This window comes from Acidovorax sp. PRC11 (genome assembly GCF_031844105.1).
Lineage (GTDB): Bacteria > Pseudomonadota > Gammaproteobacteria > Burkholderiales > Burkholderiaceae_C > Paracidovorax.
Window position 1 is genome coordinate 79,438 of the sequence record NZ_JAUZUQ010000002.1, and the last position, 16,257, is coordinate 95,694.

General features: G+C 70.0%; 14 protein-coding genes. 11 read left to right on the forward strand and 3 right to left on the reverse strand.

Going from position 1 to position 16,257, the window contains the following annotated elements; all coding sequences use genetic code 11:
* The first annotated feature begins 115 nt into the window (after window positions 1-115).
* The 5 genes from Q9R47_RS02470 to Q9R47_RS02490 all read left to right on the forward strand — a co-directional run bounded on the left by Q9R47_RS02470 (window position 116) and on the right by Q9R47_RS02490 (window position 3,815).
* Window positions 116-697, forward strand: a complete 582-nt coding sequence (locus Q9R47_RS02470; RefSeq protein WP_311231621.1) for an NAD(P)H-dependent oxidoreductase — start codon at window positions 116-118, stop codon at window positions 695-697.
* A gap of 4 nt (window positions 698-701) precedes the next feature.
* On the forward strand, window positions 702-986 hold the full coding sequence (locus Q9R47_RS02475) for a YkgJ family cysteine cluster protein (protein WP_311231622.1): 285 nt from the start codon (window positions 702-704) through the stop codon (window positions 984-986).
* 130 nt (window positions 987-1,116) lie between these two features.
* Entirely contained in the window at window positions 1,117-1,725 is a 609-nt protein-coding gene (gene gstA, locus Q9R47_RS02480; RefSeq protein ID WP_311231623.1) for a glutathione transferase GstA, read from the forward strand.
* A gap of 442 nt (window positions 1,726-2,167) precedes the next feature.
* A complete protein-coding gene (locus Q9R47_RS02485; RefSeq protein ID WP_311231624.1) occupies window positions 2,168-3,298 on the forward strand; it encodes an alkene reductase in 1,131 nt (376 codons plus the stop codon).
* A gap of 199 nt (window positions 3,299-3,497) precedes the next feature.
* Complete coding sequence (locus Q9R47_RS02490; RefSeq protein ID WP_311231625.1) at window positions 3,498-3,815, forward strand: NIPSNAP family protein; 318 nt, start codon at window positions 3,498-3,500, stop codon at window positions 3,813-3,815.
* 37 nt (window positions 3,816-3,852) lie between these two features.
* Here Q9R47_RS02490 and Q9R47_RS02495 read toward each other — a convergent pair whose 3' ends face one another.
* Complete coding sequence (locus Q9R47_RS02495; RefSeq protein WP_311231626.1) at window positions 3,853-5,334, reverse strand: sensor histidine kinase; 1,482 nt, start codon at window positions 5,332-5,334, stop codon at window positions 3,853-3,855.
* Window positions 5,331-6,056, reverse strand: a complete 726-nt coding sequence (locus Q9R47_RS02500; protein ID WP_311231627.1) for a response regulator transcription factor — start codon at window positions 6,054-6,056, stop codon at window positions 5,331-5,333. Before Q9R47_RS02500 ends, Q9R47_RS02495 begins: the two co-directional genes overlap by 4 nt.
* 150 nt (window positions 6,057-6,206) lie before the next feature.
* On the opposite strand from Q9R47_RS02500, the gene Q9R47_RS02505 reads away from it, so the two are divergent.
* From Q9R47_RS02505 to Q9R47_RS02530, 6 genes are all read left to right on the forward strand, one after another.
* Entirely contained in the window at window positions 6,207-7,646 is a 1,440-nt protein-coding gene (locus tag Q9R47_RS02505; protein ID WP_311231628.1) for a TolC family protein, read from the forward strand.
* A 74-nt stretch (window positions 7,647-7,720) separates the two neighbouring features.
* Entirely contained in the window at window positions 7,721-8,932 is a 1,212-nt protein-coding gene (locus Q9R47_RS02510) for an efflux RND transporter periplasmic adaptor subunit (RefSeq protein ID WP_311231629.1), read from the forward strand.
* Window positions 8,929-12,030 carry a CusA/CzcA family heavy metal efflux RND transporter gene (locus Q9R47_RS02515; RefSeq protein WP_311231630.1) on the forward strand — a complete coding sequence of 1,034 codons (3,102 nt, stop codon included), beginning with the start codon at window positions 8,929-8,931 and terminating at the stop codon, window positions 12,028-12,030. Before Q9R47_RS02510 ends, Q9R47_RS02515 begins: the two co-directional genes overlap by 4 nt.
* A gap of 424 nt (window positions 12,031-12,454) precedes the next feature.
* Window positions 12,455-13,084, forward strand: a complete 630-nt coding sequence (locus Q9R47_RS02520) for a TRAP transporter small permease (protein ID WP_311231631.1) — start codon at window positions 12,455-12,457, stop codon at window positions 13,082-13,084.
* 1 nt (window position 13,085) lies between these two features.
* Entirely contained in the window at window positions 13,086-14,351 is a 1,266-nt protein-coding gene (locus Q9R47_RS02525; RefSeq protein WP_311231632.1) for a TRAP transporter large permease, read from the forward strand.
* A 77-nt stretch (window positions 14,352-14,428) separates the two neighbouring features.
* Window positions 14,429-15,421 (forward strand): TRAP transporter substrate-binding protein, encoded by a 993-nt coding sequence (locus tag Q9R47_RS02530; RefSeq protein ID WP_311231633.1) that lies wholly within the window; start codon window positions 14,429-14,431, stop codon window positions 15,419-15,421.
* Window positions 15,422-15,521: 100 nt separating this feature from the next.
* On the opposite strand, the gene Q9R47_RS02535 is transcribed toward Q9R47_RS02530, so the two are convergent.
* Window positions 15,522-16,196 (reverse strand): GntR family transcriptional regulator, encoded by a 675-nt coding sequence (locus Q9R47_RS02535; protein ID WP_311231634.1) that lies wholly within the window; start codon window positions 16,194-16,196, stop codon window positions 15,522-15,524.
* Window positions 16,197-16,257: the final 61 nt, after the last annotated feature.

Consider the following 16,257-nt stretch of genomic DNA (forward strand, 5'->3'; position numbering starts at 1 on the left):
GACCACTTGGGCCAGTTCCCGCCCATCACCTCCGGCATGCCCTCGCCGGCAGGTTGTTTCACGTGGAACATCGGCTTGCAGGAATCCTGCCGCGCGGCTGTGGTCGAATCACTCCATGCCCCAACTCCTCGTCTTCGCCGGCAGCACGCGCCAGCAATCCCTCAACCGCCGGCTGGCCCGCGCCGCTGCCGACATCGCCCGCAATGCAGGTGCCGACGCGACCCTGCTGGAGCTGTCGGATTTCGACATCCCGCTCTACAACGCCGACCTCGAATCCCAGGGCACGCCCGCCGACGTGGTGCGCCTGAAAGAGGTCCTGCAGGCCCATGCCGGCTGGATCGTCTGCTCGCCCGAATACAACGGCAGCTACACCGCGCTGCTGAAGAACACCATCGACTGGGCATCGAGCCCCGTCGCCGGCCATCCGGTGTGGAGCGACGGCACCCTCCCCTTCCGCGGCAAGGTGGTGGGCATGCTGAGCGCCTCCCCCGGCGGCCTGGGCGGGCTGCGCTCGCAAAGCCATCTGGCCCCCCTGCTCCTGAACCTGGAATGCTGGCTCGCCCCCCAGGCGTTTGCGCTGGGCCATGCCGGCAACGCGTTCGACGAGGCCGGCAGCCTGGTCGATCCTGCGCACCATGGCCGGGTGCGCACCGTGGTGGAGCAGGTGCTCTGGGCCAGCCAGCGGCTCGGGCGCTGAACGGGTGACCGCATCCCCTGAAGCACAGGCATGCCGGCCCGGCTGCGGCGCCTGCTGCACGGCGCCGTCCATCTCCAGCCCCATCCCGGGGATGCCCCACGGCAAGCCCGCGGGCGTGGCCTGCGTGCAGCTCGACGAGGCCCTGCGCTGCAGGATCTTCGGCCGGCCCGAACGGCCCGCCGTGTGCGGATCGCTGCGGCCTTCGGCGGACATGTGCGGGCCGGACGCGGCCCATGCCATCGCCTGGCTCGGGCGGCTGGAAGCGGCCACGGCACCGGGTCGAACCTGACAGCCCCACCGCCGCGGCACCCCGCCGGGCACGGGGATCGGGGCCATGTCCGGCGGCATGGCGGCCGACAGCACGGATCCGTGCTCGCTAGTAGCATGGCAGGCTTGTTCCACTGTCTTCGAACCTGACCATGAAGCTCTACTACAGCCCTGGTGCCTGCTCGCTGTCTCCCCACATCGCCCTGCACGAAGCCGGCCTGGCCTTTACCCCCGTGCTTGCCAGCACCAAGAGCCACAAGCTCCAGGACGGGACCGATTTCTACGAGATCAACCCCCTCGGCTACGTGCCTGTTCTGGAACTCGACGACGGCACGCGCCTGCGCGAAGGCCCGGCCATCGTGCAGTACATCGCCGACCAGGCACCCCACAAGAACCTGGCACCGGCCAACGGCACGCTGGCGCGCTACCGCCTGCAGGAATGGCTGAACTTCATCGGCACCGAGCTGCACAAGGGCCACACGCCCCTGTTCATGCCCAACACGCCGGATGCCTATAAGCCCATCGTGCGCGAGAAGCTGATGTCCCGCTTCCAGTGGCTGGATGGACAGCTCGAAGGCAAGGATTACCTGCTGGGCGAACACTACTCGGTGGCGGACGGCTACCTGTTCACCGTGTGCAGCTGGGGCAAGCACGTGGGCGTGGACACCTCGGGCCTCACGAACCTGCGGGCCTATGTGGAACGCGTGGGCGCGCGCCCGGCAGTGCAGGCGGCGCTCAAGGCCGAGGGCCTGCAGAAGTAATCCAGGCCCAGGGTTTCGGAGGAAGGGCAAGCCCGGTCTCAGGCCCTGCCCCTCCAGGGCACCGCACGGGCCCCGGTCCAGTGCAGCCCCGCGTCGAACGCCGGCCGCAGCGCTTGTCCACCAACCGGCGTGTTTCACGTGAAACACCGCTCAGCCGCAGGTCCGGCGCTGCGTTGCCTGCCAGGCGCACCCATAACCGGCCTGGATGGCACCGGGGTATAAGGCGTGCCACTTCCGCCCCGCCGCCGAGCCGACCTTCCGGGATGGTGACGGCGGAGCAGCCGGACCCGACCGGGACGGGCCCAGCCATCGCAGCAGGCACGCCATCGGATGCTGCGTTTTCGCTAGCACGACTCGCATATCCCGTCGCGGCGCAGTCCCACTGCAGAGAATCGGCAAACGCGGTAACGTCGTCTCCCTCATTTTCGAAAGAGGTACTCCCTTGTCCACTACGCTTTTCGATCCCGTCCAGGCCGGCGACCTGCAGCTTGCCAACCGCATCGCCATGGCGCCGCTCACGCGCAACCGCTCGCCGAACGCGGTGCCGAAGGACATCACCGCCACCTACTACGCCCAGCGCGCCACCGCCGGCCTGCTGATCACTGAGGCCACGGCCATCAGCCACCAGGGCCAGGGCTATGCGGACGTGCCGGGCCTGTACGGCACCGACCAGCTCGACGGCTGGAAGAAGGTGACGGCGGCGGTGCACAAGCGCGGCGGCAAGATCGTCACCCAGCTCTGGCACGTGGGCCGCATCTCGCACAACGACCTGCAGCCCGACGGCGGCGCCCCGGTGGCGCCCTCCGCCATCGCCGCCAAGTCCAAGACCTACCTGATCGACAAGGCCACCGGCCAGGGCCATTTCGCGGCCACGTCCGAGCCCCGCGCGCTGGATGCCGAGGAACTTCCCGGCATCGTGCACGACTACGCCGCCGCCGCGCGCAACGCGGTGGAGACGGCCGGTTTCGACGGCGTCGAGATCCACGGCGCCAACGGCTATCTGCTGGACCAGTTCCTCAAGACCGGCGCCAACCAGCGCACCGACGACTACGGCGGCAGCATCGAGAACCGCGCCCGCCTGCTGCTCGAAGCCACGCGCGCCGTGGTGGACGCGATCGGCGGCGGCAAGGTGGGCATCCGCCTCTCGCCCGTCACCCCGGCCAACGACATCGTGGATGCCGATCCGCAGCCGCTGTTCGACTACGTGATCCGCCAGCTCGCGCCCCTGGGCCTGGCCTACGTGCACGTGATCGAAGGCTCCACCGGCGGCCCGCGCGAGATGGAAGACCGTCCGTTCGACTACGAGGCGCTGAAGACCGCCTACCGCGAAGCCGGCGGCCAGGGCGCCTGGATGGTCAACAACGCCTACGACCGCGCGCTGGCGATGGAAGCGGTGGCCAGCGGCCGCGCCGACATCGTCGCCTTCGGCAAGGCCTTCATCTCCAACCCCGACCTGGTCGAACGGCTGCGCCAGGACGCACCGCTCAACCCGTGGGATTCCAAGACCTTCTATGGCGGCGGCGAGAAGGGCTACACCGACTACCCGACGCTCGGCGAATCCGCGAAGGGCTGACGGAAGGCCTCGCTGCCGCCGCGCCACCGCGTGGCGGCAGCGGGATCGCGTGTCCGGCACCGCCGCGGCAGCAAAAACCCGCGTGGAAGGCCCCGCCCTGGAAGGCCCAGAAGGGCCCCAGGAGGCCCGAACGCCGCCCTCCGCGGGCCCTGGGGCACCCGATGCCGCACCGGGCCCGGAAATGCGGTGAAATCGGGTCATGATCACCTGCACCCTGCGCTACGTCATCGATCCCTACAAGCTCGCCGAGTTCGAGCACTACGGCCGGCTCTGGATTCCCCTGGTGGAGAAGTTTGGCGGCCGCCACCACGGCTACTTCCTGCCGTCGGAAGGCGCCAACAACATCGCGCTGGCGATGTTCACCTTCCCTTCGCTCGCCGCCTACGAAACCTACCGCCAGCAATCGATGCAGGACGCCGAATGCATCGCGGCCTTCCGCTATGCCGAGGACACGCGCTGCATCCTGAGCTACGAGCGCAGCTTCTTCCGGCCGGTGTTCGGCGCGCAGCCGGACTGACGCCTCCGCGCCGCCTCCCAGCCTGTGCGCCGGCACGTCAGGCCGCCGGCGGCGTCGGTGCGGGCGGCGCGAACACCAGGCCCACGCGCAGCCCCTGCCCGTCCGGCCCCGTGCCCAGCGCCAGCCGCGCACCCAGCAGTTCGGCATAGCGCGCCACGATGGCCAGGCCCAGTCCGGCGCCCTGCCCCAGGCGTTCGCCCTCGCGGCCCTGCGCCCAGCGCTGCAGCAGGTCGGTGCGCTGCGCCTCGGGAATGCCGGGGCCGTTGTCCACCACCGACAGCATCACGGAGCCCTCTTCGCCCGGCGCGCCGGAGGCGATCTCCACCGTGATGCGCGGGGCCGGGCCGCCTTCCGCGGGGCGGCCGTAGCGCAGCGCGTTGTCGATGAGGTTGCCGAGCACCCCCTCGATCAGCACCGCCTGCCCCTGCACCACCACGGGCCGGTCGAGGCCGCGCGCGCCCAGGTCCACGCCGGCCGCATCGGCGCGCGGCAGCACGCGCAGCACCGCGTCCCGCGCCAGCTCGTCGAGCGCCACGGGCTCGCGCGGCATGGCGCCGCGCACCTCGTCGGCCAGCGCCAGCGCGAGGAGCTGGTCCACCAGGTGGCTGGCGCGGGCCTCGCTGTCGGCCACGCCGGCGAGCTGTTCGCGCCACACCGCCGGGTCCCGGTGGGCGAGGCCGTAGGCGGCCAGGGCGCGGATACCGGCCAGCGGCGTGCGCAGCTCGTGCGCCACGTTGCCGGCGAACTCGCGCTGCGCGCGCACGCCCTGGGCCACGCGCGCCAGCAGATCGTTCACGGCCGTGCCCAGGCGCTGCAGGTCGCGCGTGGAGGCCTCCACGGCCACCGGATCGAGCCCACGCACGTCGCGGGCCGACAACTCCGCCTGGAAGGCCGCCAGCGGCTGCAGATCGGCCTGGATGGCGCGCCGCAGCCAGAAGGCCAGCGCGCCCAGCAGCAGCAGCTGCGACACCACCGAATACAGCAGCACGCTGCGCAGCATGGCGCTGCGCGCATGCACGGTCTGCGCGGTGATCACCTCGAAAGCCTGCGGTTCGCTCACCCGCACGCGCACCGCCCGCAGCGCGCGGCCGCGGTAGTTGATGTCGGAGAAGCGGTAGGAGTCGTCGCGCGGCGGCGGCGCGGGCAGGCTGGCGTTGCCCGAAAGCATCGATCCGTCCGGCAGCAGCACCGCGAAATACACCGTCTCCACCTGGTCGAACAGCACCGATTTCAGTTCGCGCGAAGTCAGCGCCAGATCGAGCGCGCCGCCCTTGATCCGCACGTTGGCCGCGATGGCGTAGGCGTCGTCCAGCAGCGCGCGGTCGAAGGCGCGCTGCGAGAAGCCGTTGGCCACGAGCACCGAGATCGCCGTGCCCGCGAACCAGGTCAGGGCCAGCGGCACCAGCACGTGGCGCAGCAGGCGGGCACGCAGCGAGGGCGGGTGTGCAGGCGGCGCGGCCGGTGCTGCGGGCCGCGGCGGGCCGGCGCGGTCCTGCGGCGGCACGGGGCCTTCGCTCATGCGGGCTCCGGCGGGGTGTCGCCATCGGACGGGGCCGCCCCGGCCTCCAGCATGTAGCCCAGGCCGCGCAGCGTGCGGATGCCCGCGCCGCTGCCCTGCAGCTTCTTGCGCAGGCGCGAGATGAAGGCCTCCAGCGCGTTGTCGCCCAGCGTGTCGTCGAAGCCCGAGAGCTTGTCCGAGAGCGTCCGCTTGCTCACCACGCGGCCCGGCGGGGTCATCAGCTCCCACAGCACCTCGAATTCGCGCGCGGGCAGCTCGAACGGCACGTCCTGGATCGTGAAGCGGCGCGCGCGCCGGTCCAGCACCAGGGTGCCCGCCCGGGTGCGGTCGTCCGTGCCCTGGGTGCGGCGCACCAGGGCGCGCAGCCGGGCCTCCACCTCGGCCAGGTCGAACGGCTTGCCCAGGTAGTCGTCCGCGCCCGCATCCAGGCCGGCGATGCGCTCCTCGGTGCGGTCGCGGGCGGTGAGCACCAGCACCGGCGTGCGGTCGCCCCGCGCCCGGGCGGCGCGCAGCACGGCCAGGCCGCTGCCCAGCGGGCTCGCCGGGCTGGCGTCCTGCGGCAGGTTCAGGTCCAGCAGCACGGCATCGAACGGCTGGACACTCCAGAAATGGTCGGCCTCGGCCACCGTGACGGCCGCATCCACGCGGTGCCCGGCATCGGCCAGGCTGCGCTGCATGACGCCGCGCAGCACGGCATCGTCTTCGACTACCAGGATGCGCATGGGCAGGAAACGAAAAGCGGTGAAGGGAAGGAAGGGACGAAGTCCAGAACGCACCGCACCGTGGCGCGGACACCGCATTGTGTCCCGGCCGGGGCGGTTGCGGGCTCGGCGGTCAGGCCGTGGTCAGGCTGGGCGTCGGATAAACATGCCATGCGCTCCCATTCCCTCTTCTCTCCCCGCTCCCCCCGGCGTGCCGGTGCCGTGCAGGCGCCGGCCGCCTCCCGGCTCGCGGCGGCCCTGCTGGCCTGCGGCGGCGCCTTCGCGGCCTGGCCGGCCGCCCAGGCCCAGCCGGTACCTTCCACCGCCGCGCCCGCGATGGGTACGGCCCCTGCCGTTTCCCCGGCGGGCGCGGCGCCGTCCGCGAGGACGGGGGCGCCCACGCAGCGCGGCGCCGCCTGGACGCTCGCGCAGGCCCTGGCCGCCGCGCGCGACAACAGCGAAGTCAACCAGGCCCGCCAGGAGCTGGCCGGCGCGCGCGCCGACGTGCTGAGTGCCGACCATGCGCCCCTGCCCTCCCTGATCGCCAAGACCGCCTCCATCGACCTGCAGCACGGCCCCGGGCCGGGCAACGTGTTCACGCGCAAGCGCATCGACAAGTCCGTCGGCATCGACTGGACCTGGGAGCGCGGCGGCAAGCGCGCGCTGCGCAAGAAGGCGGCGGAGAGCGCGGCCGATGCCGCCGAAGCCGACGTGGAAGACACGCAGGTCCAGCAGCTGACGGGGGCCCTCTCGGCCTACTACGACCTGCTGGCCGCGCAGGACCGCCTCGCCGAAGTGGCGGCCATCGAGCGCAGCTTGGGGCAAGTGGCTGGCATGGCGGACCGCCGCGTGAAGGCGGGCGACCTGTCGGCGCAGGATGCCTCGCGCACCCGCATCGAGGCCGAGCGCGCCCGGGCCGACACCCGCGCGGCAGAACAGGCGCGCGACGACGCCGCCCTGGCGCTGGCGCAGGTCACCGGCAGCACCGGCAGCCGCCTGGAGGCCGTGGACACGCCCTGGCCCGCCCTGAACGGCGACCGGCCCGCCACCGACGCGGACCTGGCCGCCTGGGCCGAGACGCGCGCCGACGTGCGCGCCGCCCTCTCCCGCGCGCAGGCCGCCCAGGCCGCGCTCGACGGCGCCAACGCGCTGCGCCAATCCGACTGGACGGTGGGCGCCTCCGTCGACCACTACCCCGGTACCTCCACCCGGCAGGTCGAACTGCGTGTGCAGATCCCGCTGCAGTGGGGCTACCAGTACCAGGGCGAGATCGGCCGCGCCCAGGCCGACTATGCCAAGGCCCAGGACGCGCTGGACAACACCCGCCGCCTGGCGCTGCTGGACCTGCAGCGCCTGCGCCAGACGATGGACAACGCCGCGCGCCGCGCCACCGATTACGACCAGGGCGTGCTGCCCCGCGCGCGCCAGGTGGCCGACAACGCCGAGCTGGCCTACCGCAAGGGCGCCATCGCCCTCACCGACCTGCTGGATGCGCAGCGCACCCTGCGCGCCACCGTGCTCGACGCCCTGGCCGCCCGCGCCGACTACGCCAAGGCGCGCGGCGCCTGGCTGCTGCGCACGCAGCCGCAGGTGCTCACCGGCATGCCGTGAGCGCCAACCGCGCCGCAGCCCCTTCCGCCCACGCCTTTCCTCGATCCCGTATGCCTTCCCGGACCTCCCCGACCATGATGGTGCAACACCCCTCCCTTTCCGCGCGGCGCCGCGCCGTGCGCGGCCTGGTGGCCGTGGCCGCCCTGGGCGCCGCCTGCGCCCTGCTGCCCGGCTGCGGCAAATCCGCCGCCGATGCGGCCGCCGCCCCGCCCGAACCCGCGCCGCCCGTGGTGCAGTCGGGCCAGTTGCGCTTTCCCTCCGGCCATCCGCAGCTCGCCCTGCTGGGCACGGTGGAGGCGCGCGCCGCCAAGGACGTGGCGGTGGACCTGCCCGCCCGGCTCGTCTGGAACGAAGAGCGCACCCAGCGCATCTACCCGGCCTTCGCCGGCCGCGTGACCACCATCCAGGCCGACCTGGGCCAGTCGGTGAAGGCCGGCGCGCCCCTGGCCCTGCTGGCCTCGCCGGATTTCGGCCAGGCCCAGGCCGACACCGCCAAGGCGCAGGCCGGCCAGTCGCTCGCGCAGCAATCGCTCAAGCGCCAGCGTGAATTGTTCGAGGCCGGCATCATCGCCCGCAAGGACCTGGAGCAGGCCGAAGCCGATGCCGCCGGCGCCCAGGCCGAAGTGGCCCGCGCCGCGGCCCGCACGCGCCTCTACGGCAGCGCCAGCGGCGTGAACCAGCAGCTGGCCCTCTCCAGCGGCATCGGCGGCGTGGTGGTGGAGCGCAACCTCAACCCCGGCCAGGAAGTGCGCCCGGACCAGTCCGGCCCCGCGCTCTTCGTGGTGACCGACCCGACCTCCCTCTGGGTGCAGATCGACGCGCGCGAGAGCGATCTCTCCTCGCTGCGCCCCGGCGACCCGATCACGCTGCAGGTGCCGGCCTATCCCGGCGCCACGTTCACCGGCAAGGTCACGGCCACGGCCGACGCGATCGACCCCGGCACGCGCACGATCAAGGTGCGCGGCGTGGTGGCGAATGCCGACCGCCGCCTGAAGGCCGAGATGCTGGCCACCGCGCGCGTGCAGGAAAGCCGCGCGGGCGGCGTGGTGGTGCCCGCCAGCGCCATCGTGCTCGACGGCACGCAGCACGTGGTCTACGTGCGCCGCGAGGCCGGCGTGTTCGAGCCGCGCAAGGTCGAACTCGCGCAGGAAGGCCCGGCCGAAGTCATCGTGGCGAGCGGCCTGCAGCCCGGTGACGCCGTGGTGAACCAGAACGCGCTGCTGCTGTCCCGCCAGTTCCAGTCCATGACCGAAGACGCCGCCGCCGCGAAGAAAGCGACCCCATGAAGCGCCTGATCCATTACGCGCTGCACCAGCCGCTCTTCATCGTGCTGGGCACGCTGCTGTTCGCGCTGGCCGGCGTCATCGCCTTCAAGAACCTGTCGGTGGAAGCCTTCCCCGACGTGACCGACACCCAGGTCACCGTGATCGCGCTCTTTCCCGGCCGCGCGCCGGAAGAGGTCGAAAAGCAGGTCACGCTGCCCATCGAGACCGCGCTCGCCGGCCTGCCCAACTCCATCCGCGTGTTCTCGCACACGCAGTTCGGGCTGTCGTTCACCGTGGTCACTTACGACGACGCGGCCAACGTGAACATCGTGCGCCAGCAGGTGGCCGAGCGGCTCTCCACCATCGACCTGCCGCCCGGCGTGCAGGCCGAGATCGCGCCCAACGCCACGCCGGTGGGCGAGATCATGCGCTATCGCCTCAAGGGCGACGGCCTCACCACCACCGACATCCGCACCATCGAGGACTGGACGGTGGAACGCGCGCTGCGGCAGGTACCCGGCGTGGCCGACGTGGTCGCCATGGGCGGCGCCATCAAGCAGTACGAAGTGCAGCCCGACATGGACAAGCTGCGCGCGTACAAGGTGAGCTTCCAGAACCTGCTGGACGTGCTGGGCCGCGGCAACGCCAACGCGGGCGGCAGCTACGTCGCGCAGGGCGCGCAGCAGTACACCATCCGCGGCCTGGGCCTGCTGCGCTCGGCCGAGGACATCGGCCGCATCGTGGTCGCGTCCCGGGGCGGCACGCCCGTGTTGATCCGCGACATCGCCCAGGTGCGCATCGGCGCCGTGCCGCAGCTCGGCGTGGTGGGCCAGGACCAGGACGACGACATCGTCACCGGCATCGTGGTGATGCGCAAAGGCGAGAACCCGAGCGTGGTGCTCAAGGGCGTGAAGGACAAGATCGCCCAGCTCAACGAACGCGGCCTGCCGCCCGGCGTGCAGATCGTGCCCTTCTACGACCGCACCTGGCTGATGGACAAGACCCTCACCACCGTGTTCCACAACCTCGTGGAAGGCGCGCTGCTGGTGTCGCTGGTGCTCTACATCTTCCTGTCGAACCTGCGCGCCAGCCTGGCCGTGGTGGTCATCATCCCGCTCGCCCTGCTCTCCACCTTCATGGGCCTGAAGATCATGGGCGTGCCGGCCAACCTGCTGAGCCTGGGCGCGATGGACTTCGGCATCATCGTGGACGGCGCGGTGATCGTGATCGAGAACATCATGCACCGCCTGGCCGAGCGCGGCGAGGACATGGACGACCGCGACCGGCGCGACACCATCATCGAGGCCGCGGGCGAAGTCGGCCGGCCCACGCTGTTCTCGATGCTCATCATCATCGCCGCGCACATCCCGATCTTCGCGCTGCAGCGCCACGAGGGCCGCATCTTCCAGCCCATGGCGCTGTCGGTCACCACCGCCCTCATCGGCTCGCTGATCTTCTCGCTCACGCTGGTGCCGCTGCTGGCCTACTGGCTGCTGCGCCGCAAGCTGCCGCACGGCGACAACCGCGTGGTGACGCGCGCCAAGCGCCTCTACGCGCCGGTGCTCGACTGGGCGCTGGAGCGCCGCCGCACGGTGGTCATCATCGCGCTGGCGGTGTTCGGCCTGGCCATGGTGGCCGCCTCGCGCCTGGGCTCGGAATTCCTGCCGGAACTCGACGAGGGCACGACCTGGGTGAACTTCAGCCTCTCTCCCAACGTCTCGACCGCCGAAGCCTCGCGCATCCTGCGCATGGCGCGCAAGGCCCTGCTGTCGGTGCCCGAGGTGCGCACCACCGTCTCCAAGGCCGGCCAGCCCGAAGACGGTACCGATCCCAAGACCATCTCCATGGCCGAGATCTTCGTGGACCTGAAACCCGAGGACCAGTGGCGCGCCGGCATGACGCGCGCCAAGATCACCGAGGAGATGGGCCGCGCGCTCTCCGCCATCCCCGGCATCGACCCGGCGTTCTCGCAGCCCATCCGCGACAACGTGCTCGAATCGATCTCGCAGATCAAGGGCCAGATCGTGATCAAGCTGGCCGGTGACGACCTGGTGGAGATGAAGCGCATCACGGAAGAGATCGCCCGCGAGGTGAAGCAGGTGCAGGGCGTGGCCCGCGCCGAGATCGACCGTGAAGGCCAGGTGCCGCAGCTGCTGATCGACATCGACCGCGACCGCGCCGCGCGCTACGGCCTGAACGTGAGCGACATCCAGGACGTGATCGAGGCGGCGCTCGCCGGCAAGGCCGCCACCAACCTGTGGGAAGGCGAGCGCAAGTTCGCCGTGGCCGTGCGCCTGCCGCGGGACGAGCGCACCATCGCCAACCTGCCGCGCACGCCCATCGCCACGCCGGACGGCGGCTATGTGCAGCTGGGCGACGTCGCGAAGATCCGCGAAAGCGCGGGCGCCATGAACATCGCCCGCGAGGCCGGCCGCCGCACCACGGCCATCGGCATCTTCATCGCCGGCCGCGACATGGGCTCGGTCGTGGCCGACATGAAGGCCCGCGTCGAGAAAAACGTGAAGATCCCCGAGAACTACCAGGTCAACTGGTCGGGCGAGTTCGAGAACCAGGAACGCGCCATGAAGCGCCTCTCGGTGGTCGTGCCGATCTCGCTGCTCCTGATCTTCGTGCTGCTGTTCGACGCCTTCAAGTCGGTGAAGATGGCCTCGCTGATCCTGCTGAACGTGCCCCTGGCGCTCATCGGCGGCTTCGTGGCGCTCTGGGCCTTCGGCATCCCGCTGTCGGTGTCCGCCGCCATCGGCTTCATCGCGCTCTCGGGGCAGGCCGTGCTCAACGGCGTGGTGATGCTCTCGGTGTTCCAGCAGCTGCAGGCCGGCGGCGCCAGCGTGGTCGAGGCCGTGCGCCAGGGCTCCATGCAGCGCCTGCGCACCGTGCTCATGACCGCGATGCTCGCCATGCTGGGCCTGCTGCCCATGGCCCTCTCGCACGAAATCGGCTCCGAGACCCAGCGGCCTCTCGCCATCGTGGTGATCGGCGGACTGGTGACGGCCACGATGCTCACGCTGGTGGTGCTGCCGGCGCTGTACGTGGCGTGGTTCGGGCCGAAGAAGGGGCAGGAGCCTGATCCGGTGGCCCCGGCGGCGGGCACGGCCTGAGCCTCCAGCGTTCCCCTTGAAAACGCCCGGACCGATGTGATCGGTACGGGCTTTTTTTTGTTTGCAGGGGCAGCGACCGCTGAAGCTGCCGCAGCCTTCCGTCCGGCGGCAGTCCCTGCGCGCGGCCCGCGCTGATGTCCCGACCCCACTTGCAGCGGATCGGTGCCATATCCAGGGCGGATACGCACACCCGTGGGGCCATCTGCACGGGCGCGGTGCACACAGTCTTGCCCGCTTGTCACAGAACCGCATCGGCTGCTAGGCATGGTTTACGCTGATGCCCTTGCAGGATACTGTAAATATATTAACAACTGGAGCCAGGGCGATGGAACCCGTTGGTCTGGCATTCAATTTGCTTGTAGCGATACCGCAAATATATCCACCGTATCTTCAAACGAGCGAACCGCACCATCGCACACCGCCCATGGAAGCCTTCGATAGCCCACCCCCCTCATCCCCGCCGCACCCCGTGGTGCGCCTGATCCTCGATGCCTCAGGCGCGCTGCTCGGCCTGGAGCGCTGGCTCATCGCCGGACTGATGACGCTGCTGACCCTGCTGGTGCTGCTCAACGTGGTCACCCGCTATTCCGGCATGCCGCTCTACTGGGTGGACGAGGCCTCGGTCTACGCGGTGGTCTGGCTCACCTTCATAGGTGCCTCGGCGATGACGCGGCTGCGCATGGACTTCGCGGTCACCATGCTCACCGACAAGCTGGGCCCGCGCAGCACCCGCGTCGCCAAGGTGATCGCAACCTCCGGCGTGCTGGCCTTCGCCCTGGCGCTGCTGGCGATGTGCTGGATCTGGATGGATCCGATCGGCATTGCGCGCAAGGGCTTCGACGCCAGGGAATATGCGGCCGAGTCCTTCAACTTCCTCTACACCGAGCACACGCAGACGCTGGAATGGCCGATGTGGGTGCTGCAGCTGATCATGCCGATCTTTGCACTGTGCATGAGCTTGCACGCGCTGGCCAATCTGCTCGAAGACCTGCACCTTGCGCCGCAGCGCAAACACCCGGCCTTCGACGCCGCCAACCCGGAAGCGGTGAACTGACATGATGACCTCGCTCTTCTTCCTGGCGATCATGTTGGTCGGCGTGCCGATCGGCCTGTGCCTGTGTCTCTCCGGCATCTTCTACATCTACAGCATCGAGAACCCGGTGCTGCTGCAGTCCTACGCGACGCAGATGTTCGCGGGCGTCGACAGCTACGGGCTGATCGCAATCCCGCTGTTCATCCTGATCGGCGAGGTGATGAACAGCGGCGGCATCACGCGCCGGCTGGTCGACCTGTCGATGGCCTTCGTCGGCTCGGTCAAGGGCGGGCTGGCCTACGTCAACATCCTGGCCAACATGCTGGTGTCGTCGATCATCGGCTCGGCCACCGCGCAGGTGGCGATCATGGCGCAGGTGATGGTGCCGGAGATGGAGAAGCAGGGCTATGACAAGACCTTTGCCGCGGGCCTGACGGTCTACGGCGGCATGCTGGGTCCGATCATCCCGCCCTCGGTGATGTTCGTGGTCTACAGCGTGCTGGCGCAAGTGGCGGTGGGCGACATGCTGATCGCGGGCATCCTGCCCGGAATCCTGCTGACGGCGCTGTTCTTCGGGGTGATCGCCTGCATGGGCTTCATCTACAACTACCCGCGCAGTCCCAAGCGCACGCTGCGCCAGCGCGCCCACACCGTGCTGGTGTCGAGCCCGACGCTGCTGATCCCGCTGGTGATCGTGGGCTCGATCCTGACCGGCGTGGCCAACCCCACCGAGGCCGCCGCCGTGGGCGCGGTGAGCGCGGTGCTGGTGGGCCGCTACGTGACCCGCGAATTCAGGCTCGGCGACCTGGGCGCGATCATGCTGCGCTCGGGCATCTACTCGGCCATCGTGCTGTTCCTGGTGGCCGCCGCGTCGGTGTTCTCGTGGCTGCTGATCTACGGCAAGGTGCCGCAGCTGGTCGCGGAATGGATACAGACCGTCGCGAAGGATCCGATCACCTTCCTGCTGCTGGTCAACCTGATCCTGCTGGTGATCGGCACCGTGATCGACGGCATCCCGGGCCTGATCATGACCGCGCCGATCCTGCTGCCGATCGCGACCGAGGTCTACCACATCGACCCGCGCCATTTCGGCGTGGTGATCGTGATCAACCTGGTGTTGGGGCTGATGACGCCGCCGGTGGGGCTCAGCTTCTTCGTCGCCTCCGCGGTGACCGGGGCCAAGCCCGGGAAGATGTTCATCGTCACCCTGCCCTTCTTCATCATCAGTTGCGTCGCGCTGGTGATGCTGTCGCTGTTCCCGAGCTTGTCGCTCGGCCTGCTGAAGTAGGCCGGAGCGCCCGCGCATCCCGGTCGCCCGCTTTCGTTTCCGCTTTCGTCCTCACCTCGTTTTCCACGGAGCCCGCCATGCCCTTGAACCGCCGCCATTTCCTCCAGGCCTCGGCCGCCACCGCCGCGCCCCTGGCGTTCGTGACTCCCTCGCGTGCCGCAGCGCCCAAGGAATTCCGCCTGGGCGTGATCACACCCGCGGGCCACTCCTGGAACCGGGCCGCGATGCAGTTCGGCAACGAACTCAAGAACGCTACCAACGGCCGGCTGACGGTCACCGTCTTCCACTCGGGCCAGCTCGGCAACGAGTCGGTGATGATGCAGCAGATGCAGTCCGGCGCCCTCGACATGGGCTGGATTCAGGCCGCCGAGCTCGGCACCCGTGTACCCAGCGTGGCCTCGATCAACGCGCCCTACCTGGTGCGCTCCACGGCTGCCGCCGGCAAGCTGGTCAAGACGCCCGCGGCGCTCAAGCTGCTGGAAGTGCTGCCGCGCGAGACCGGCTGCGTGGGCCTAGGCTGGGGCATCACCGGCATGCGGGTGGTGTTCTCCACCAAGGACATCAAGACGCCCAACGACCTCAAGGGCATGAAGCTGCGCATCAATCCCACGCCGGTCTACCGCGACTTCTACCAGTACTTCGGCGCGGCACCCACGCCGATCCCGACCCCGGCGGTGTTCGACGCGATGACCAACGGACAGGTCGACGGCCTGGAAGCCGATGTCGAATTCTCCTGGAACCAGCGTTTCGACAAGGTCTCCAAGGTCATGATGCCGATGAACGCGCTGTTCATGCCCTTCGCGCCCCTGTTCTCCGGCCGCGTCTGGCAGACGCTCGACGCCAAGGACCGTGACCTGATCCGCCAACTGACGGCCCAGGTACTGGACGCGCAGATCAGCGACATCGTCATGACCGAGGCCGGCCTGCTGGAGAAACTGCGCAAGGAGCCGATCGCGATCCGCGAACTGAGCAACTTCGACACCAAGCCGGCCATCGAAGCGTTCGACAAGCTCTGGCTGCCCAAGGCGCCGCAGATCGCCGAACTGCGGGCGGTGGGCGCGAAGCTCTGACCGCCCGCCGCACGCGCCGCAGGGCCCGGGACGCTCCTGACCCCAGCGCCTCCGACACAGGATGTGCCAGGGCCGGGGGCGACGCCCCTGCGCTTCCTCCTCAGGAATTGATGATGCGGTGCGTGAAGCGCGCCAGGTAGCGCATCAATTGCTCGGCGCCTTCCTCGGCGGCGGCGGCGTCGCTGGAGGCGATCGCCTCGGCCATCGCGAGGTGGGCCTGCGCCCCTTCGCTGATCTCGCCTTCGTGCTGGTAGGCATACCAGAAGCGGCGGCACTGCACCACCAGCGGCAGCACCGCACCGACCGCCGACGCGTTGCCGCAGGCGGCATGGTTGATGTGGTCGAGCTCCTGGTCGGCCTGCATGTAGGCATCGAGGTTGTCCTTCTCGGCCGCCTTCATCATCTTCTGCGCCGCCGCCACCAGCGCCTTGCGCTGCTCGGGCGTGGCGCGGCGGGCGGAGGCCGCGGCGATCAGGCGCTCCAGCACGCGGCGGGTCTCGACCACGTCGAGGTGGTCGGACACGTCGATGCTGGAGACCACCAGGCCGCGCCGCGGCTGCTGCGCGACCAGCCCAATCGACACCATGCGCATCAGCGCCTCGCGGACCGGGGTGCGGCCCATGCCGGTCATCTCGGCGATGTCGGCCTCCACGACCGGGGTGCCCGGGGCGATCTCCAGCCGCGCGATGAGCGACTCGATCTTGTCGTAGGCGATGTCGGCGGCCCGGCGCTTGGGCGCCGGCTTGGCGGGAGGCTTCTTGCCGGAGGAGGACATTGGAATGAACGTGTGGGTCGGTGGAATCCTGCAGGCAGGTGCCGGAGCAATATATCGCGAA